This window comes from Alphaproteobacteria bacterium, assembly GCA_030740435.1.
Lineage (GTDB): Bacteria > Pseudomonadota > Alphaproteobacteria > UBA2966 > UBA2966.
The window spans coordinates 32,885-52,582 of record JASLXG010000035.1; the positions used below are offsets into that span (position 1 = coordinate 32,885).

Annotated in this window: 17 protein-coding genes; 7 read left to right on the forward strand and 10 right to left on the reverse strand. The window is 66.1% G+C overall.

Annotated elements, in window-relative coordinates; all coding sequences use genetic code 11:
• Positions 1-5: 5 nt before the first annotated feature.
• Positions 6-1,328 carry a phenylacetate--CoA ligase gene (gene paaF / locus QGG75_04130; GenBank protein MDP6066428.1) on the forward strand — a complete coding sequence of 441 codons (1,323 nt, stop codon included), beginning with the start codon at positions 6-8 and terminating at the stop codon, positions 1,326-1,328.
• Positions 1,329-1,376: 48 nt separating this feature from the next.
• Here the strand turns inward: paaF and QGG75_04135 are convergent, their stop codons facing one another.
• Both QGG75_04135 and QGG75_04140 read right to left on the reverse strand, forming a co-directional pair.
• On the reverse strand, positions 1,377-3,095 hold the full coding sequence (locus tag QGG75_04135) for a hypothetical protein (GenBank protein ID MDP6066429.1): 1,719 nt from the start codon (positions 3,093-3,095) through the stop codon (positions 1,377-1,379).
• Between the two features lie 28 nt (positions 3,096-3,123).
• Complete coding sequence (locus tag QGG75_04140; GenBank protein MDP6066430.1) at positions 3,124-3,915, reverse strand: lipase family protein; 792 nt, start codon at positions 3,913-3,915, stop codon at positions 3,124-3,126.
• A 185-nt stretch (positions 3,916-4,100) separates the two neighbouring features.
• On the opposite strand from QGG75_04140, the gene QGG75_04145 reads away from it, so the two are divergent.
• A complete protein-coding gene (locus QGG75_04145) occupies positions 4,101-4,784 on the forward strand; it encodes a lysoplasmalogenase (protein ID MDP6066431.1) in 684 nt (227 codons plus the stop codon).
• Positions 4,784-5,218: a DUF2784 domain-containing protein gene (locus QGG75_04150; GenBank protein ID MDP6066432.1), complete on the forward strand. Its 435-nt coding sequence runs from the start codon at positions 4,784-4,786 to the stop codon at positions 5,216-5,218. The genes QGG75_04145 and QGG75_04150 overlap by 1 nt, the downstream gene beginning before the upstream one ends.
• 30 nt (positions 5,219-5,248) lie before the next feature.
• Here the strand turns inward: QGG75_04150 and QGG75_04155 are convergent, their stop codons facing one another.
• On the reverse strand, positions 5,249-5,539 hold the full coding sequence (locus tag QGG75_04155) for a hypothetical protein (protein MDP6066433.1): 291 nt from the start codon (positions 5,537-5,539) through the stop codon (positions 5,249-5,251).
• Positions 5,540-5,689: 150 nt separating this feature from the next.
• On the opposite strand from QGG75_04155, the gene QGG75_04160 reads away from it, so the two are divergent.
• Positions 5,690-6,823 (forward strand): nitronate monooxygenase family protein, encoded by a 1,134-nt coding sequence (locus tag QGG75_04160; GenBank protein MDP6066434.1) that lies wholly within the window; start codon positions 5,690-5,692, stop codon positions 6,821-6,823.
• Positions 6,824-6,835: 12 nt separating this feature from the next.
• Here QGG75_04160 and QGG75_04165 read toward each other — a convergent pair whose 3' ends face one another.
• The 3 genes from QGG75_04165 to QGG75_04175 form a co-directional block, all read right to left on the reverse strand.
• Positions 6,836-11,116, reverse strand: coding sequence for a BadF/BadG/BcrA/BcrD ATPase family protein (locus tag QGG75_04165; protein ID MDP6066435.1), 4,281 nt, complete (start codon positions 11,114-11,116; stop codon positions 6,836-6,838).
• Between the two features lie 84 nt (positions 11,117-11,200).
• The gene (locus QGG75_04170) at positions 11,201-11,962 is read right to left on the reverse strand and encodes a hypothetical protein (GenBank protein MDP6066436.1); all 762 of its coding nucleotides are present in this window, start codon (positions 11,960-11,962) and stop codon (positions 11,201-11,203) included.
• Positions 11,962-12,384, reverse strand: a complete 423-nt coding sequence (locus tag QGG75_04175) for a helix-turn-helix transcriptional regulator (GenBank protein ID MDP6066437.1) — start codon at positions 12,382-12,384, stop codon at positions 11,962-11,964. The genes QGG75_04170 and QGG75_04175 overlap by 1 nt, the downstream gene beginning before the upstream one ends.
• A gap of 114 nt (positions 12,385-12,498) precedes the next feature.
• On the opposite strand from QGG75_04175, the gene QGG75_04180 reads away from it, so the two are divergent.
• Both QGG75_04180 and QGG75_04185 read left to right on the forward strand, forming a co-directional pair.
• The gene (locus QGG75_04180; protein ID MDP6066438.1) at positions 12,499-14,088 is read left to right on the forward strand and encodes an AMP-binding protein; all 1,590 of its coding nucleotides are present in this window, start codon (positions 12,499-12,501) and stop codon (positions 14,086-14,088) included.
• A 3-nt stretch (positions 14,089-14,091) separates the two neighbouring features.
• Positions 14,092-14,967: a D-amino-acid transaminase gene (locus QGG75_04185; protein MDP6066439.1), complete on the forward strand. Its 876-nt coding sequence runs from the start codon at positions 14,092-14,094 to the stop codon at positions 14,965-14,967.
• 436 nt (positions 14,968-15,403) lie between these two features.
• Here QGG75_04185 and QGG75_04190 read toward each other — a convergent pair whose 3' ends face one another.
• Genes QGG75_04190 through QGG75_04200 form a run of 3 tightly spaced genes read right to left on the reverse strand, consistent with a single transcriptional unit; the run spans position 15,404 to position 18,333 of the window.
• Entirely contained in the window at positions 15,404-15,928 is a 525-nt protein-coding gene (locus QGG75_04190) for a hypothetical protein (protein ID MDP6066440.1), read from the reverse strand.
• A gap of 7 nt (positions 15,929-15,935) precedes the next feature.
• Complete coding sequence (locus tag QGG75_04195; GenBank protein MDP6066441.1) at positions 15,936-16,352, reverse strand: HIT family protein; 417 nt, start codon at positions 16,350-16,352, stop codon at positions 15,936-15,938.
• 19 nt (positions 16,353-16,371) lie between these two features.
• Positions 16,372-18,333, reverse strand: a complete 1,962-nt coding sequence (locus QGG75_04200; GenBank protein ID MDP6066442.1) for an acetoacetate--CoA ligase — start codon at positions 18,331-18,333, stop codon at positions 16,372-16,374.
• Between the two features lie 117 nt (positions 18,334-18,450).
• On the opposite strand from QGG75_04200, the gene QGG75_04205 reads away from it, so the two are divergent.
• Positions 18,451-19,404 carry a DMT family transporter gene (locus QGG75_04205; protein ID MDP6066443.1) on the forward strand — a complete coding sequence of 318 codons (954 nt, stop codon included), beginning with the start codon at positions 18,451-18,453 and terminating at the stop codon, positions 19,402-19,404.
• A gap of 37 nt (positions 19,405-19,441) precedes the next feature.
• Here QGG75_04205 and QGG75_04210 read toward each other — a convergent pair.
• A partial coding sequence (locus QGG75_04210) for a mechanosensitive ion channel (GenBank protein MDP6066444.1) occupies positions 19,442-19,698 on the reverse strand: 257 nt, incomplete at its 5' end.

Below are 19,698 nucleotides of genomic sequence, written 5' to 3' on the forward strand. Positions count from 1 at the left end.
CAGCCATGAGAGCAGACAACCGGGCCCCGGAGAAGGGCGAGCTCGATCCCATCGAGATAGCCAGCCGCGACGAAATCTCGGCCTTGCAGCTCGAGCGCCTGAAGTGGACGCTGGGCCACGTCTACGCCAACGTCGGGCACTACAAAACCGCCTTCGACCAGGCCGGCGTGCACCCCGAAGACTTGCACGATCTGGCCGATCTCGCCAAGTTCCCCTTCACCGTCAAGACCGACCTTCGCGACAACTACCCCTTCGACATGTTCGCCGTGCCGCGAGAGCAAGTCGTGCGCATCCATGCTTCCTCCGGTACCACCGGCAATCCCACGGTGGTGGGCTATACCCAGGCCGACCTCGACATGTGGAGCAATCTGATGGCGCGCTCGATCCGCACCGCCGGCGGCCGGCCCGGCGACCTGGTCCATATCGCCTATGGCTATGGCCTGTTTACCGGCGGCCTGGGGGCGCACTATGGCGCCGAGCGCCTGGGCTGCACCGTGGTGCCGGTGTCGGGCGGCCTGAGCGAGCGCCAGATCAAGCTGATCACCGACTTCAAGCCCGCCGTCATCATGGTGACGCCGAGCTACATGCTGGCCTTGGCCGACGAGTTCGAGGCCCAGGGCCTGGACCCGCGGGAATCAAGCATGCGCATCGGCATCTTCGGCGCCGAGCCCTGGACCGAGGCCATGCGCGGCGAGATCGAGGCCCGCGTCGGCCTCGATGCCATCGACATCTTCGGCCTTTCCGAGGTCATGGGCCCCGGCGTTTCCTGCGAATGCATCGAGACCAAGGACGGCCCGCACATCTGGGAGGACCACTTCTACCCCGAGGTCATCGACCCCGAGACAGGCGCCGTGCTGCCCGACGGCGAAGAGGGCGAGCTGGTCTTCACCAGCCTCTCGAAGGAAGCCTTTCCCATCATCCGCTACCGCACCCGCGACCTGACCAGGCTGTTGCCCGGCTCGGCCCGAAGCATGCGCCGCATGGCCAAGGTGACGGGGCGGTCGGACGACATGCTGATCATCCGCGGCGTCAACGTCTTCCCCACCCAGATCGAGGAAATCCTGCTGGCCGACGAGCGCCTATCGCCGCACTACATCCTCGAGGTGCGGCGCGAGGGCCCGCTCGACCAGCTCACCGTGGCGGTCGAGATGAAGCCCGAGCTGGCGGGCGCCGGCGAGGCCGACAAGGCGGCCTGCGCCGGCGACGTGGCTGACCGCATCAAGGGCCTGATCGGGGTCAGCGCAAAGGTCCGCATAGCAGGGCAGAACGAGATCGAACGCTCCATCGGCAAGGCCAAACGGGTTAATGATTTGCGCGATTTGGGCTGAGGGCCGGTATCGCACCGGGCCGGGCCACGGCAGCCAGGCCCGGGCGCGTCAGTCCCTGCGCACCAGACCCGTGAGCCCGGCCACGGCCACCGTGGTCAGGACCCAGCCGAGCAGAATGTGCAGCCATAAATAAGCCATCACCGCCCAACCCCAGCCCGTCCCCGCCTTGGGCAGCCAAAAACTCTCCTGGTGCAAATCGACGATCGGCAGGAAGACGTCGAGGGAATAGAGGTGGGGTTGGAAACGCGGGTATTCGGGCGGCAGTTCCGGGTAGCGCGCGTCGAGATAGACCCGTTCCTTGGCCGGCACCATCAAGCCTGCGTACTCCGCCAAGCCGAAAACGGCACTGCCGAGGATGACGATGCCAAGGAAAAACCAAAGCACCTTCCAGGGTTTGTAGCCGTGGCCGATGGTGAGGCCGAGGAAGCGGTGCCAGATCCTGCCCCGCCAGCCCAGGTCGCCACTCCCGATCCAGGCTTCCTGCCGGGCAATCGAAACCTCGCGGGCATCGCGTTCATGCCCCATCTCCCGCAGTATCTTGGCGAGCTGGACGTAAGGCTGCGGCCGGAAATCGCCGGCCGGCTGCCGCTTGAGCCAATCGAGCCTTTTTGCCGCAGCGGTTGGCGCCTTTCCAGCGATGGCCCCGTAGACGAAGCCATCCAGGACAAGGTTTCCGGGCGCCGGCCAACCCGCCTCGTCATCGGCCAGAACGCCTGCCTCGGCATGTGCGAGGTTGATCGTTCCCTCTACCGGTGAGGCAAATTCGCCAAGAAAGAATACGCCACTAATTATTGCCCTCTCAGCGGAGAGGGCATCGCTGCCAGGGTTCGAAAAATGGCCGCCAACGCAAGAGAGGTCGCCGCCGATATCCGCGCCCAAAAGGCGCACTTCGCCCTTGGCGCTGAAGTTGTCACGGAGGAAGACGTCGCCGGCCGTCTTGAGACGATCGGCGGAGAGGGCTTTGCCGTCCGCGTTTTCGAAACTGCCGTTTGAGCAATCCAGGTCGCCGCCGATATCCGCTCCCAAAAGGCGCACTTCGCCCTTGGCGCTGAAGTTGTCACGGAGGAAGACGTCGCCGGCCGTCTTGAGACCATCGGCGGAGAGGGCATTGCCGTCCGCGTTTTCGAAACTGCCGTTTAAGCAATACAGGCTGCCACCGATATCCGCTCCCAAAAAGCGCACTTCGCCCTTGGCGCTGAAGTTGTCACTGAGGAAAACGCTGCCGGCCGTCTTGAGACGATCAGCGAAGAGGGCATTGCCGTCCGCGTTTTCGAAACTGCCGTTTGAGCAATCCAGGTTGCCGCCGATATCCGCGCCCAAAAGGCGCACTTCGCCCTTGGCGCGAAAACCGTTTCTGAGAAATACGCCGCCCGATGTCTTGAAGCGGTCGGCTCTTATGTTCCGAACGAGACTGCCGGCCAGATTCAAGGACCGCCCCTCGGCGCCGAGCAAGACCATCTCCTGCTCGATGAAGCAGTCTGCGAGTGCCAGGGAACACTCCAATATGGCGTCCTCGAAATCCAGACGGCCGGCGATGCGGGCGCCGCGGACGCGTACACCTTTGGCGTGAACCGGCCACTCGTCATTACTGCCAAGGCAAAGCGCGTAAATGATCCCGGCGCGCAGTCTGCGGTCGTCCCCCCAATCGGCGCCGTTGGCCGGGTCGTCGGCGGTTTCCTCAGCCACTGCGTAGTCGGCTACCTCGCCCTTGGCGGCGGCCTCGATGAGGCGGCGTTCGGGTTCCGTGGGTTCGAGGTCATCCGCCATGAAAGCCCCAACAAAGCGCCCGTGGCGCCTAGAGCAGCGCCCCGGAATAGTTGACGGGGGCGTGGTCGGCGAGGTCGCGGACCACCAGGTTGCCCCAGCGCCAGGCCCACAGGACCGTGTATTCGAGGTGTGCCCGCCACTGCTCGGATTCAATCGCTTCCGGATCGGGGGAGACGTTCAGTCGGCGGTCGCGGTCGATGTAGTGAAGCTCGCCAACGTGGCGGTAGGGCTCGGGCGGTACCCGGCAGACCAGGTCGCAGCAATTGACGAAGCGGCGGATGCGCTGCCCGGCCAGGGCTTGGCCGAAGTCCCTGTCGCCGACCCGGGGCGAGCCGTAGGTGAGAAGGCCGGCACACGGCTGCCGGCTGGCCGCCAGGGTGGCGAGAGCAGCACCCAGGCTGTGCCCGGTGAACAGGATAGGGCCGGCGCCAGCCAGTTGCGGCTCGATTTCGGGCCAGATGCGCTCGAAGGCACCGGCGAAACCCATGTGCACATTGCCCCCCGCCGGCCAGGGTTCCGGCAGAAAGAGGGCATCGTCGATGATGTCGGTGGGATCGTCCGCTTCGGTACCGCGAAAGGCCAGGACGGCGGGGGGGCCATCCCAGGCCATCAGGGCCTGGCTGCCGCCCCGGTCGAAGGTGCAAAACTCGGAATAGCCGATTCCGGCCAGCACACCGCCGACGACGCTTTCGTCCCGGCAATAGGCCAGACGCGACATTTCGGCGCCCAGCGCCGCTTCGTCGTCAGGCCGGCCGTTGGGGAAAAAATCCCTGGCGGCGCCGGGATCGAGAAGGGATTTCCTCGAGGGGTCGTAATCCAATTCAGCCTCCCTTTCATCGGCGCCATGGCGCTCAGCCAAAAAGTTCGCCGAAACCCCTGGAAAACGAACGATAAGGGTTCTTGATGCTTATTATACCCGTTTAATAAGAAAATTATATATTGATTATCACATCATGACAATATCGCCCCTTGCCCCGATTGCCAAACGCGGCCTCAAATAACGGCATGGCCGGCGGGACGGAAATCTGGCGCACATTGGGGACAACGGAGCTGGGAATCCTGGGTCTCTCGTTGGCCGGGGCGCTCGGCTATCTGGCCTCGGGCGAGAGCTCCTATCGGGGCCGGGCCCTGGTCAAGGGATCGGCGGTCGGGGGGCTGGCGTTGCTGCTGGTCTGGTTGCTGCTGCGGGGGCTGCTGGACGGGTTCGACGGCTGGCTGCTGCTGGCAGCGTTGGTGCTGTCAACGGCAGGCGATGTGTTTCTGGTGGGCGAGAGCGAAGGGAGGTTTCGCGCCGGGTTGGCTTCCTTCCTGCTGGCCCATGTGGCCTACGGCGCCATCTTCGTGGGCCACGTCGAAACGCCCTGGTGGCCGGGGCCGGCGGCCACCGTTGCCGCCCTGGCCGTGGTCGTCGCGGCCGGCGGCGTGCTGGCCTGGCTGTGGCCCACCCTGGGGGGCTTGCGCGGTCCCGTGGCCGCCTATGTGGCGGTCATCGTGGCCATGGCGCTGGCCGCGTTGCTGGCCGATTTCGCCACGCCTTGGGTGGCGCTGGGGGCGCTGGCGTTCGTGGCTTCGGATGCCGTGCTGGCGGCCAATAAATTCCGCGGGCCGCTGCCGGGCGCCGGCCCCTTCGTCTGGACCAGCTATTGTACCGCCCAGGGCCTTTTGGCCTTTGGCGTGGTGGTGGGTTGATGCTGGCGCGTCTGCTCGCCGATCTGGTGCTGGCCGTGCACCTGGGCTTCGTGGTTTTCGTCGTGGCCGGCGGCTTTTTTGTCTGGCGCTGGCCCAAGCTGGCCTGGCTGCACCTGCCGGCCTTTGTCTGGGGCGGCGGCATCGAGCTTCTGGGCTGGATCTGCCCGCTGACGTATCTCGAGAATCATTTGCGCCGCCAGGGTGCGTTGGCGGGGTACGAAACAAGCTTCATCGAGCAATACCTGCTGCCGCTGCTCTATCCCGAGGTTCTGTTAGGCAGCTTTCCCCGCTGGGGATTCGTGGCTATGGGGATTTCTGTTCTTGTTCTAAACGGGCTGATTTATTGGCGCTTGATAAAACGTCACCTGGAGAAACGCCGCCAGACGCAACAACGGAGCCGCGACGGTTATCCTGAACCGCCGCCAACTCCGTAGTCGCAATTTGCCTTATCGGTGTGACGCCGATTACTTGCCGATACGGCTGACGGAAAAACCGCCCTTGACGCCACGGCCCTTGGAACGCGTAACTTTGTAGCCGTGGCGGCCGAGGTTGAAGCTCTTGTCTTTTTCGTAGGGCTTCAAGGCCTTGGCGATCTTCTCGGCCACCGCATCGGGGGCCGGAGCCTTGCTGGCCTTGGTCTGGAGCTTCAGCCATTTGGAGAAAGCATCGCTGGCAAGATCGTCGCCGATCGATTTGCGCAGCGCATTGAGCTTGCGGATCTGACCTTTGGTTAGGCCTGTTTCATCAACTGCCATGGGAATCTAACTCGCTTGTTTGTGAAAGCGGGAGAGTCTAACAAAACGACCGCGATGTCAATTATTACCTGGCCACTGATCCAAAGACAAACGTCCGATTTCGGCTAGCAAAGAATTCGTTCTATGATGGTGCCAGGAGGAGCAGCAAACATGCCCACGGAAATCTGTGCCCGTTTGGGAATCGACTTCCCCATCTTTGCCTTTGCCCACTGCCGTGACGTCGTCGTCGAGGTTTCAAAGGCCGGCGGCATCGGCGTCCTGGGCGGCGCCATCCACAGCCCGGAGGAACTGGCCAGCGATCTCGAATGGATCGAGGCCCAACTCGGTGAACGGCCCTACGGGGTCGACCTGCTGCTCACCGACAATTTTCAGGCCCAGACCGAGGGACAATCCCTGGACGACCTGCTGCCGCCCGAGCACACCGCATTCCTCGACGACATGATGGCACGCTATGACGTGCCCGAGGTTGACACCGACCGCGGCGACCCCCAGGGCCGCCTGGGCGAGACCCGCTTCACGGCCGAGCAGAACCAGGCCCTGATCGAGGTCATGTTCCAGTTCAATCCACGCGTCTTCGTCAGCGCCCTGGGCACGCCGCCGGCCGACGTTACCGAGCGCGCCCAGTCCCGCGGCATGCTGGTCGGCGCGCTCGCCGGCAAGGGCCGCCACGCCGTGCGTCACCGCGATGCCGGCCTCGACTTCGTCGTTGCCACCTCGTCGGAGGCCGGCGGCCACGTCGGCGACATCGGCTCCATGGTGCTGATCCCCGAGGTGGTCGATGCCGTGGCGCCGCTGCCGGTGCTGGCCGCTGGCGGCATCGGCGGCGGCCGCCAGATGGCTGCCGCCCTGGCCATGGGAGCGCAAGGCGTCTGGTGCGGCTCGCTCTGGCTGACCACGGTGGAATCGGACACCCTGCCGCTGGTCAAGGAAAAGCTGCTGAATGCCGGTTCCGACCAAACCGCCCGCACGACCTATTTCACCGGCAAGTCGGCGCGATTCCTGGATACCGCCTGGTGCGACGAATGGGCCCGCCCCGATGCCCCCGAGCCACTGCCGGCGCCCTGGCAGACCCACCTGGTGGGCAACTACGTCCAGCGCATCTACGCCGCCGCCGGCTCGGCCAGCGCCGATCCCGAGAGCGGCCCTGGCCGCCTCATCTCATCGCCCGTGGGCCAGATCATCGGGTCCATCAACGAAACGCGTTCGAGCCGCGATGTGGTGCGCGAAATGGTCGAGGACTTTGCTGCTGCCGTGGAGCGGCTCTCGGGCCTGCTGGAGGAGTGACAGGCCGCCCCTTCAGGCCACCTCCGCCACCTCTTCTGCGCCGCCGCGTTGCAGGCGATAGCTGAAGCTGCGCAGGCGGCGATCGTCCAAGGGCGTGCCGTCGCCGTAGAAGAAGAAGAACGGGATCTCCTTCCTGTAGCGCAACAAGCCCTCGGTGATCAGGCTGTTGTCGCAGCCCCAGCAACTGGCCACCACGACGCCGTCGTAGAGCCCCGTCTCCCAGGCGTGCAGCACGCCGGCAATCTCCATGGGCGCACCGCCGACGGTGGTCGGATCGATCAGCTCCTCGGCCAACTCCAGGGCCTCCTGGACGGCCGGTGCCGGCAGCCAGGGGTGTTCGTCAGCCAACTGGGCGTAGAGCCAGGTCCGCAACTCGGCTTGTTCCTCGGTCATCAGCTGGGCCTCGGCCAGCGGCTTGGCCCGGCCGTATTGCAGGTAGGGGTGGCGCCGCGCCAGGTATTCGAAGAAGTCGGTGAGCGGCTCCAGCACCAGCCTCAGACCCTGCTCGCTGAAGCGCAGAAAGAGGCCGGAGCTGGCGAAGTCGTTGCCCTTGGTCATGGTCTCGCCGCCCACAAAGACGGTGCGCCATGAGCGGCTGCCCTGCCAGCGGCTTTCCATCTCGGCATAGCGCTGGCCGCTTTGGCGCAACGCGGCACCAATGGCCACGGCGCGGCTCTCGACCTCGGGCCGAGCCTCGTCGTTCCCGGTCAGTGCCATGGGCGCCTCGAGAATGCTATGGATTTGGGCGGCGCCGGCATCGTAGAGAGCCCGAGCTTCACCGCGCTGGCTCTCTACCGGCAGGTGGTAGATGTAGAGCTGGCGCATGATCTCGGTAGCCGAGAGGCCGGCCCACAGCAGCAGCGACATCGAGCGGTCACCGCCAAACGGCATGCCTTCCATGGCGACGTTGCTGTCGAAGCCCATCTTTTCCAGCGAGATTCGGTTCTTGGCGGCGAAGGCGCCGGTGCGGCAGAGCTGCCCTGAGAAGCACAGCAGCACGGTCTCCCTGAGCGGCGGGTTTTGCTCCAGGTGCTGGCGGAAGGAACCCCACATCAGTTGATAACTGAAGCATTCCTTGCCCGAGCAGTCGGCCTTGCCGGCCTGCCAGGTGGCGTCGCTGTGGGGCGGCGCGCACACCACGTCGTAGCCGTAGGCCCGGTAGGTGGCGGCGAAGGTCTCGCCGACGTTGTCGACCATGCTCATGGCCACGTAGTGAACCTCGGGATCGAGGAAGCCGGGCCGGCTCCGGCGCAGCGGGCTGACGTAACCGATGCGCCTGGAATTGTCGGGCACCGACGGCGCGCGGTCGGCGCGGAACTGCCGCACGGACTGCAAAAAGGCCTGGATGCGCGTGATGAAACCAGCCTCGCCGCCGTGGCCGTCGCTCTCCAGGATAGTGTGGGGATAGCCCTCCAGCAGCGCCTGGAAGACCTGCTCGGTGAACGAGGACGGGCCGCAGCCAAACGACGCCAGCAGTACCGGGAAGACCTCGCCCTGGGCCCGGGCCTGGACGGCGGCACGCAGGCCCCGGTTGGCATCGCCCCAGTAGATATTTTTCACCAACGGCGTCTCAGCCTCGATCTCGTAGCAGTCCGCCGGGATGGCCATGGCGCCGTTGCGCCTGAGCAGGTGCGGGATATTGGCGTTGATGGCGCCGTCGTAGATGACGTGCAGGTGGCCCACCAGAATCACCGCCGGCAGGTCGTTCCGGCGGGCATAGTCGAGCGCTTCCTCGCCGATGCGCTCCAGTCCATCCTCGAAGGCATGATGGGCCTCGGCCGCCTTGGCCACGGCACCGGAGATCTTGGCCCGGTTGACACCGAGCTCGGCGGCCAGGCGCTCCATCTCGGTCACCACCTCGGGGGCGCCGGGTCCCTCGCGGAAGGAAAGCCGGGGCCGCACGATCCTGGTGCGGCGGCCCTGGGAGCGCAGCAACTGCTCGATCAGCGAGGGCATGGTCTGTTCGGCTACGCAGGTTTGGCCGCCCCGGCTCTTGGTGTCGGCGACGTAGAAAATGCTGGGAAACAGCATCAGCTCGGCGTCGCTGTCGCAGACGGCGTGGGCGATTTTGACCGGGCCGCAGGAATCGAAGGCGTTGCAAAGCTGCTCGCCGGCCGCCAGCGAGTGTTTGTCGGAACGCAGCAGCTCGACGGCAAAGCCCAGCTCAGCCGCGAAGGTGGCGAGCCAGGGCACATGCGGGCCCAGCGACGAGACCATGGGAATGGCCAGCACCGGCCCGCCGCCGGGCTCGACTTGCACCACGAAGCTGGCGATCAGGGCTTCGCGCTGCTCGAAGGGATTGGGTGCCTCCTTGGCCAGCTTGGGCTGGGTCTTGGTCGAAACCTCGAACTTGGGGCAGGCGCCGCCCGAGACCGCCTGGCGGCTGGTTTCGCCCACCTTGATGGTGGTGCGCTCGATGGGGCAGAGCGTCTGGCACTCGGCATCGCGGCACTGGAATTCCGAGCGTGCGGTAATTTCGGCTTCCAGGATCTGGCCCAGCTCAAGCCGCGCCGCCGCCGCCAGCGCAACCTCCCCCATCTGCTCGATAGCGCAAAGACCGATGCCCCAGGCCCCCATGGCACCGGGGTTGGGCGGCACCACGATCTCGCGCCCCGTCACCGCCGCCAGGGTCCAGGCCAGCGAGGGATTGGAGGCCGGCTTGCCCTGGAAGAAGATCTTTTGACCCAGCGTGCGCTGGCCCATGACGCGGTTGAGGTAGTTGTGGATCACCGAATACTGGAAGCCGGCGAAGATGTCATCGCGGCCGAAGCCCTCCTTGATCGCCAGGGCCGCCGCGTCGGCCACGAAAACGGTGCACATCTGACCCAGTTCGGGCGGCCGCTTGGCGGCCGAGGCGAGGTCGATGAATTCCTGAATGTCGTGGACGTCGTAAAGGTTCGCCTGTTCCTCGAGGAACGATCCCGTGCCGGCGCTGCAGGCCTTGTTCATGTCGCTCTCGACGATGCGGCCACCCTGAACGCGGATGTACTTGGCGTCCTGGCCGCCGATCTCGATCACCGAAAGATCGGCGCCGCCGTCCGCGTCGCAGCGGCTGGCGGCCGTGGCATGGGCCACGATCTCGTTGAGCACGACGATGTTCTCGCTCTCGGGATAGACGGCGCGCAACAACGTCGCCACGGCCTCGCGGCCCGAACCGGTGACGCCGATGGCGCGCACGTCGGCCTGAGTGCGCTCGATGAGCGCGCTGACCAGGCGGCGCGCCGCATCGACCGGATTGCCCCGCGTGCTGTCGTAGACGTCGAGCACCACTTCGCCGCTTTCGATCGAGGTCAGCACCGCCTTGGCGCCGGTCGAGCCCAGATCAAGACCGAGGATGGCGGGATCATTGGCGGCGCCCTCGGGCACGGCCGGCTCGGTCATGATGGTCACCCTGTCTTGCTGCCGGCTGGCCGGCTCGAGCACCTCGAAACGCTTCTCCGGCGGCCGCAGCAGAGCCGCCGGGTCCTGGGGAAGTTGACTGCCGATGCCGCCGGCCCGCGCCTGCCGCCCCGCGATGGCCATGGCGCCGGCGGCCTCGAAGCACTCGGCCAGCGGCGGGCTGAGAGCCGGCCCGCCGAGCAACTCCTCGAAGGCTGTGCGGAAGGACTGGATCCGGGCCGGGCCGCCGATCAGATACACCGGACCGTCCACCCGGTTGCGCGTCGCCAAGGCATAGGTGTTGCGCGCCACCGAGCCGAAATAGCCCTTGAAGAGCTCGGCCCTGGGCCGGCCCTGGTTGGCGAAATGCGTCATCTCGGACTTGGCGAAGACCGAGCAGCGCGCCGTGATGGCGATGCTGTCGGCCACCGATAGCGCCAGCGCGTCGGCCTCCTCGACGGCCAAGCCGAAGCGTTCGGTGATCTTCTGGATATTCTCGCCGGTACCCGACGAGCACTTGTCGTTCTCGAGATACTGGTAATGGAATTTACTGCTGCCCCCGGCACCATTCCCGGCTGGCCGGCGGCTCAGCACGCCATAGCCCCGGGCACCGATGCTGACCAGATTGAGGGCGCCTTCGAGCTCGGGCGCCAATTCCAGCGCCGCTTCCTGGCAGCTGTCCTCGGGCAGCATCAGCACCGGCTCGCAAAGCTCGTCGGCGTAAACGCCGGTGGCGGCCAGGGCGGCGCAGGAGGAAACGTCGTTATCGCGGTACCAGGCCTGGAAAAGGCCCATGGGGTCGCCCTCGTGAAGAGCGTAGCACTTGTCCTCGATTTCGATTTCGCCACCATCGCCCAACTTGGCGATGACAAAGCTCACGGAAGCCTTGCCCAAATCACAACCGGCGATTTTCATTAACAAACCTCCCCGCAACACCCCCAACCAACTCGCCCCAGTTTATGGTAAAACGACCGCAAGGCGAAAAACACCCCTGGCGAATTAACGCCCGCCCAGCTCGGTATACGAAACGCCGGCCTTCAAGACCACGAAGGTGAGCGCCGCGGCAGCCAGCAAAGCGCCATCGGCGTCGTGCAGGCTGCCGGCGATCTCCAGGCGCCGGCCCACCCTTTCCAGCGGCCAGGCCATGAAGAAGTGCTCACGCCCAACCCGCGGCAAGGCATCGATGCGAGCCGTCATGCGGCCCAGTACGATGAGCTCGTCTGCCGTCTTCATGCCGGGAAGATCGAGGGCCCTGGCCAACGGACATTCAAGGGCGGCCCAGGTCATCAAGGACGGGACCTTAGCGCCTTCCTCGGCCCCCACCGCCAGAGGCCGAGGCCGCCAGTCGATGGCCACCAGGTTTTGCCCGACAACCGGGCCCGAGCGCAGGTGCAGGCCGTCGTCGTCGCTGCGGTTGGAGCCGCAACCGAAGCAGTCGGGATAGGGCATCTCCCTGGCGTGGCGCAGCGAGGCCCGTTTGGCGGCCGCGAGATCGATGGGCGCGGGGATGTCGAGATCCAGCGTTGCCGGCGTGGCCTCGATCAGCAAGGTATCAGCTACGAAGAAGCGCACCCGGCCGGGCTCGCTGTCGACACTGATGGGCCGGCCCATGGGCGTCGGCGCCTGCATGCTGACGCAGGCGCAGGGGCTCTCTAGATAACCAGCGGCCAAGCCGCCGACGTAGCTGCCCAGCGTGATGCCCGGCGGGCCGACGAAATGTTCATCGATGACGATCTCTCGGGCGATCCTTGACCGCGCCATCACCCGGATTTGGCTTTCGCCCGGCCGCGCTTGATGCCCGCGAAACCGCGAGCCAGGTCGCGCAGCCGGTGCCGGGCCTTGCGATCCTTGATGCGGTGATAGTCGACCACCAGGGCGTTGACTTCCTCTTCCGGAATACCGGTCTCGGCGAGGCGGTCGTCGGCCAGCATTTCGACCGGGGCGATGTGTTCGCCGATATCGGCCGGCATGTCGGCGAAAAAGAAACTGATGGGCACGTCGAGGATTTGGGAGAACTGATAAAGCCGGCTGGCACCCATGCGGTTGGTGCCGCGTTCGTACTTCTGGATCTGTTGAAAGGTCAGGCTGACGGCCTCGCCGAGCTTGGTTTGGTTGAGGCCGAGCAACTTGCGGCGCAGGCGCAGCCTGCCGCCGACGTGGGCATCTACGGGGTGGAAGGGCATGGTTTTGTCCGATCCCGGCTGATCTTGACCCCCTAGGATAGCCGATATCGCCCCACAAGTCGCGGCCGGCGGTGTAACATGTGCGAACCCTCAACCAGCCCTCCGGTTTCGTCGATGCCCGCGCTCCGCCACCCCCTGGTTCATCCCTTTTCGGGCTGGGACGTGCCCCGTCTGGTGCGAAGCCGCGCCACCACGCGGCCCGACCATCCCTTCATCGTCTGGGTGCCCTTCGAGGGCGAGGGCCAGACCCTGACCTATGCAGGCTTTCGCGACCAGGTGCGGCGCCTGGGCGCCGGCTTGCTGGCGCGTGGTGTCGGGCCGGGCGATTATGTGCTGATCCACCTGGAAAACAGCCCCAAGATCATCCTGGCCTGGTATGCCTGCGCGGAGATCGGCGCCGTCGCCGTGACCACCAACGCGCGTTCGTCGGGAGACGAGCTTGGGTATTTCGCGGCCCACTCGGGTGCCAAGGCGGCGATCACCCAGCCCAACCTGGCCGAGTTGGTCAACCGTTTTGCTCCCGACCTCGAGTGGCTGGCCGTCACCGCCCACGACAACGGCGCCCCGCCCGCCGCCGGCCAGGCGCCCGAGGCCGCCTCGGCCTTCGCCGCCATCGACGGCGATCCCGCCACCATCCCGGAGCGCCCGGCCGACCCCATGGCACCGGTCGGCGTGCAATACACCTCGGGCACCACCTCGCGCCCCAAGGGCGTGCTTTGGACCCACGCCAACGCGCTCTGGGGCGCCAGGATCAATGCGGCTCACCAGGACCTCAGGGCCGATGACGTTCACCTCTGTACGCTGCCGCTATTCCACACCAACGCCCAGGCCTATTCCGTACTGGCCACGCTGTGGGCCGGCGGCACCTGCGTGGTGCAGCCGCGCTGGTCGACCAGCCGTTTCTGGCAGGTATCATTGGACCAGCGCTGCACCTGGACCTCGATGGTGTGGTTCTGCCTGCGCGCCCTGGAGGGGGTGGAAGCGCCGAACCGCCACCACTACCGCCTCTGGGGCAACGGCTTTTGCGAACCGCCCAGCGACCAGCGCTTTGGCGTCAAGACCATCGGCTGGTGGGGCATGACCGAAACCATGAGCCACGGCATCGTCGGCGACGTGCATCATCCCAACCGCTCGCTGGCCATCGGTAAACCGGCGCCGGAATACGGCATCGCGATATTGCACCCCGACGGCAACCCGGTGGCGCCTGGTGAGACGGGCGGGCTGCGGGTGCTGGGGGTGCCGGGGCTGTCGCTCTTCAAGGAATACTTGGGCGACCCCGAGGCCACCACAGCGGCCTACGACGACCAGGGCTGGTTCGACACCGGCGACCTGGTGACGCTGCACGAGGACGGCTTCATCTCGTTTGCCGACCGCGACAAGGACATGCTCAAGGTGGGCGGCGAAAACGTCGCCGCCTCCGAGCTCGAGCGTGTCATCATGGAGATACCCGAGGCCGCCGAAGTGGCCGTGGTGGCCAAGAAACACGAGATGCTGGACGAAGTGCCCGTGGCCTTCGTGCTGGTCGAAGGCGGCCTCGAGGGGGCGGCGTCCGATCTGGCCGAGAAGGTGCTGGCCGCTTGCCGGGAAAAGCTCGCCGACTTCAAGGTGCCGAAAGAGGTTATCCTGGTCGACAGCCTGCCGCGCTCGACGCTGGAGAAAATCGCCAAGGCCGAGCTTCGCGCCCGGCTCGAGAAGGGAGCGTAAACCATGTCCCGCGTTGCCTACGTCAACGGACGCTATCTGCCGCACCACCTGGCAGCGGTTCACGTCGAGGACCGGGGCTACCAGTTCGCCGACGGCGTCTACGAGGTCATTGCCGTGCGCCGGGGCGCCCTGGTCGATGCCGCAGCGCATCTCGACCGGCTGGAATATTCGCTGACCGAGCTGCGCATCGCGATGGGCCGGTCACGACGCGCCATCGAGGTGGTAATCAATGAGACCGTACGCCGTAACCGGGTGCGCGAGGGCATCGTTTACATCCAAATGACGCGCGGCGTGGCGCGCCGCGATCACGGCTTTCCGGCGGTGCCGCGAACCGCCCTGGTGGTCATGGCGCGCAGCCAACGGCCGCCCTCGCGACAGGTCGTGGAGGATGGCATCAAAGTCATCACCACGCCCGACATCCGCTGGCAGCGCTGCGACATCAAGTCGGTCTCGCTGTTGCCCAACGTCCTGGTCAAGCAGCTGGCCCGCGACGCCGGTGCCCAGGAGGGCTGGATGGTGCGCCCCGACGACAGCGTCAGCGAGGGCTCGTCGACCAACGCCTGGATCGTCGATGCCGACGGCAAGCTGGTGACGCGCAACCTTGGCAACGCCATCCTGTCTGGCATCACGCGGCGGGCGATTCTCGCTTTGGCCGAGCGCGAACAGGTGGAAATCGTCGAGCGCCCCTTCACGGTGGCCGAGGCCAAGGCGGCCCGCGAGGCCTTCATGACCAGCACCACCGCCTACGTCAGCCCGGTGGTGCAAATCGACGACAGCGTCATCGCCAACGGCAAGCCCGGCCACCTGACCAGCCTGCTGGTCGAGCTCTACGACAGCTACACCCTGGCGCCCGACCGCAAAAGCGCGCCCTCTCGATAACGAAAAAACACCCCCTCCCTGCCTCCCCCATCAAGCTAAGGGATGCACACATCGAGTAGTTGACGTTCCGGTCATGCCCGGCACCGGCTGGGCTGTGGAAAAGCCTTGTAGATTGACCACAGAGGCACAGAGGCACAGAGATTTGCCAAGAGGCCAATGGCGTCGGTCGCCTGGCCGGTGTTATCGCCAAGGAAGAGTCTTGATACCTGCATCGCTAGGGCAGCGTCCGGCAAAAAGACAGCTGAGAGCCGGTGGCTCATGAAGATTCCGCCACGGCGCGCCCTGACAACTCTCTCTGTGCCTCTGTGCCTCTGTGGTCAATTCCCCGTGCTTCAACTGGCTGCGCCCTTGAAGATGTGTGCATCCCTTAGCGCAAGCGGTGGAGGGCGAGGGAGGGGGTGTTTTTTCGTTGTCCAGGAACCACCGCCCGCGGCGGCTACATAAGATACTCCGGCGCCGCGTGCTCGGTCGTGCCCTTGTCGCCGATGGGCAGCTCGAGCTGCCAGTCGGCCCGCTTGACGGCGGCCACCAAGAGGTGGGCGAAGGAATGCAAATGATCGGAATCGAGACCCAGCGCCACCTCCTTGCCGGCCTCCGGGGACAGCGTCAGCGTGTGCATGTTGCCCTTGGTCTTGATCGTAAGGGTGATCGGCAGGATGGGATCGTCGCCGGCCGGACGCACCGTCACCGCCTCGGCCGCCTGGTAGGGTTGGGAAAAATCGGCCGCCTCGACGGCCTTGTCGTGCTGGTAGCCGACGACGGCCTGGCGCGTCGCCGGGTCGCTCTGGCGCTGCACCTCGGGATGGCGTTCCAAGAGCTTGGCGATGAGCTGCCAGATGGTGCGCACGTAACGCCGCGTCAGCCAGGCCCGGACTTCCTGGCCATCGGTGGTGCTGACCTTGAGCAGCAGCCGGTCTTCCTCGGCCACGAAGTCGATGCTGAACTGATGCAGCCGGGACATGATCGCCTCAGGCCCCCTCCCCGTCGTCGTCAACCAGCGCCCAGTGCAGGCGCTCGGCGTGCTCAGCCAGAACCGCCTCGTCGGCCGGTGCCGCCTCGGGCGGCTCTTGCCAGACACTCAGGGGCCATTGCGCATCGTCCTGGTGGCGCGGGATGACGTGCCAGTGCAGCCAGGGCACCTGGTTGCCGAAGCAGGCCAGGTTCATCTTGTCGGCCCGGTAGAGGTGCTGCAGCACCCGGCTGAGAAGGCGGAGTTCGGCCATCAGCACGATGTAGTCCTCGGCCGCCAGGTCATGGATCTCGCGCGCTTCGGCCAACGGGATCAGCAGTGAACGCCCGGGGTGGGCGAAGTCGCGCCACAGCCTGACGGCGGCGGTTTCGAGTTCGACAACCGGGTAGCTCACGTCGAGGAGGCGCTGGTCCATGACACTCGTGTCCCTATCCCTATTCAGCCAGCTCCGGCAGCCCGCTGAAAAGCTCGAGCGCCTCGGGGTTGGCCAGCGCATCGCGGTTCTTGACCTCGCGGCCGTGCACCACGTCGCGCACCGCCAGTTCGACGATCTTGCCCGAGATGGTGCGCGGAATGTCGGCCACCTGGACGATGCGGGCCGGCACGTGGCGCGGCGTCGTGTTGTCGCGGATCTGGCGGCGGAGGCGGGTCTCCAGTTTGCCGTCGAGCTCGAGCCCTTCGACCAGGCGAACGAACAGCACCAGCCGCACGTCGTTCTGCCAGTCCTGGCCGATGATCAGGGCCTCCAGCACCTCGTCGAGCTGTTCTACTTGCCGGTATATCTCGGCCGTGCCGATGCGCACGCCGCCGGGATTGAGCACGGCGTCGGAGCGGCCGTAGATGATCATGCCTTCGTGGCCGGTAATCTCGCACCAGTCGCCGTGGCGCCAGACGCCGGGGTAGACCTCGAAATAGGCGGCCCGGTACTTGGCGCCGTCGTCGTCGTGCCAAAAACTCACGGGCATCGAGGGGAAGGAATTGCGGCACACCAGCTCGCCCTTGTCGCCGCGCAGCGGCTGGCCGGCGGCGTCGAAGACCTCGACGTCCATGGCCAGCGCCAGGCTCTGCAATTCGCCCCGCCAGACCGGTGCTATGGGGTTGCCGCCGGCGAAGCAGCCGACGATGTCGGTGCCGCCCGACATCGAGGCCAGGCAGACGTCGGACTTGATGGCGCGGTAGACGTAATCGAAGCTCTCGGCCACCAGCGGCGAGCCGGTGGACAGGATGGCGCGCAAGCCGCCCAGGTCGTGGCTGCGGGCCGGTTCCAGCCCCGCCTTGTTGGCGGCATCGATGAACTTGGCCGAGGTGCCGAGGTGGCTGAAGCGCTCCTCGGCGGCAAAATCGAAGACGGTGTTGCCGTCGGGATGGAAGGGGGCGCCGTCGTAGAGCATCAGCGTCGCCCCCGTGGCCAGGCCCGAGACCAACCAGTTCCACATCATCCAGCCGCAGGTGGTGAAGTAAAAGAGCCTGTCGTCGGGCTTCAGGTCGCAGTGCAATTGGTGCTCTTTCAAGTGCTGCAAGAGCGTGCCCCCGGCACCGTGGACGATGCACTTGGGCATGCCGGTGGTGCCCGAGGAATAGAGGATATAGAGGGGATCGTTGAAGCCCATGGGCTGAAAGGCGATGTCGCCCGGCGTATGGGGGGCGACGAAGTCATCCAGCAACACGCCGCCCGGCAGCCCGCCGGGATCGGGGTTTTCGCCGACGTAGGGCACCACCACGACGGTTTCCAGACTATCGAGCTGGCCGGCGATGGCACGGGCGCGCTCGAGCGAATCGTGCTGCTTGCCGGCATAAAAATAACCGTCGGCCGTGAACAGCACGCGGGGCTCGATCTGGCCGAAGCGGTCCATCACGCCCTTGGGGCCGAAGTCGGGCGAGCACGACGACCAGATGGCGCCCAGGCTGGCACTGGCCAGCATGGCCATCATGGTCTCGGGCAAATTCGGCATGAAGGCGGCGACGCGGTCGCCGGGCCCGATGCCGGCCGCCGCCAGGGCCTGGGCGAGCTGCGAGACGCGGTCGTAGAGCTCGCCGAACGTCGTTGAGCGCCGCACCCGGTCCTCGCCGCGAAAGACCATGGCGGTGGCGCCGTCACGCCGGCGCAAGAGGTTCTCGGCGAAATTGAGGCGGGCATCCGGGAACCAACGCGCGCCCGGCATGCGTTCCTTGTCGGCCACCACGCGGTCGCCGCGGGTCGAAGCAATGACGCCGCCAAAATCCCAGAGGCTTTGCCAGAATTTTTCGCTCTCGGCCACGCTCCAGCGCCGGAAGGCTTGGTAGTCGGCGAATTCGGTCTGCCAGCGCGCCGCCGCCTGGCGCATGAAGGCGGTCAGGTTGGCCGCTTCGATCTGTGCCATTGAGGGTTGCCAGAGCGGCTGGTCGGCATTCGTCACGGCGCTTCTCCGGTGGCCGGCAGGTCGCTCAGTATCGCCGAGCGGCTTGAGCCTGCACAAGGCAGCTCTGCGCCCGGCGCAGTGGTGCCGGGCACCGCGAGGCTCTAGTTTAGCGCCATGCCGCCGTTCCGATCTCTTGCCGCCGCCGGGCGCGCGCCCGTCGCCTTGCAGGCGGCGGCCCTGATGGTCGTCGCCATGACCTGCTTCACCATCATGTCGGCCACCATCCGCCACCTCTCGGGTGGCCTCTCGCCCTTCGAGATCGCCTTCTTCCGCAACTTTTTCGGGCTCGTGGCCCTGGCGCCCTGGTTCTGGCAACACGGGCTAGGTGGGCTGAGGACGCGACGCCACGGCCTCTTTGCGCTGCGCGGCCTGATGGGGCCCTTGAACATGTGGGCCTGGTTCTATGCCCTCTCGCTGATGCCGCTGGGCGATGTCATGGCATTGAGCTTCACGGCACCGCTGTTTGCCACCATCGCCGCCGTGTTGTTTTTGCGCGAGGTGGTGCGCGGGCGGCGCTGGACGGCCACGGCGATCGGCTTTCTCGGCACCTTGATCATCGTCCGGCCGGGCGCCGGCGTGCTCGAGCCGGGCGCCCTGCTGGTGCTTTTTTCCTCCGCCATGCTGGGCCTCAACGTCTGCATCGTGAAGGTGCTGGCGCGCACGGAAAAGTCCGGCGCCATCGTCGCCTACATGGGGATCTATCTGGCACCCATCACGCTGATCCCGGCGCTTTTCGTCTGGCAGTGGCCAACGGCCGCCGAATGGTTCTGGCTGGCGCTGATCGGCGGCGTCGCCACCTTGGGCCACCTGGCCATCACCCGGGCGCTCGCCATGGCCGAGGCCTCGGCCATGGCGCCCTACGATTTCGTGCGCCTGCCCATCGCCGCGCTGATCGGGTTTTTTGCCTTCGGCGAGGTGCCCGACATCTGGACCTGGGTGGGCGCCGCGATAATTTTCAGCGCCACGCTTTACATCACCCACCGCGAGGCCCAGTTGTCGCGTGAGCTGGCCGCCCGCGAAGCCTCCGGCAGCGGCGGCGAGGCCCAGGTGACGCCGCCGGGGGGGTAAGGGGGGGGCTCGCCGACCGCCGCCTTGCCGGCCGGCTTCACCCCGCTTCCCCGGCCTCGCCGCCGTGGCGGTCGGCGGCCCGATCGACAATTTCCCGATCCCCTTCGCTGGGCATGTGGACGACTCGTTGCGGGAAGGGGATCTCGATGCCCGCATCGCGGAAGCGGCGGTCGATTTCGAAGCGGATGTCGCTGGCGATAGCCCGCCGGTCCATGACGTTTCCGGTGAAGCAGCGCAGTTCAAAATCCAGGCTGCTGGCTCCGAAGTCCTGAAAAAGCACGAAGGGCTCGGGTT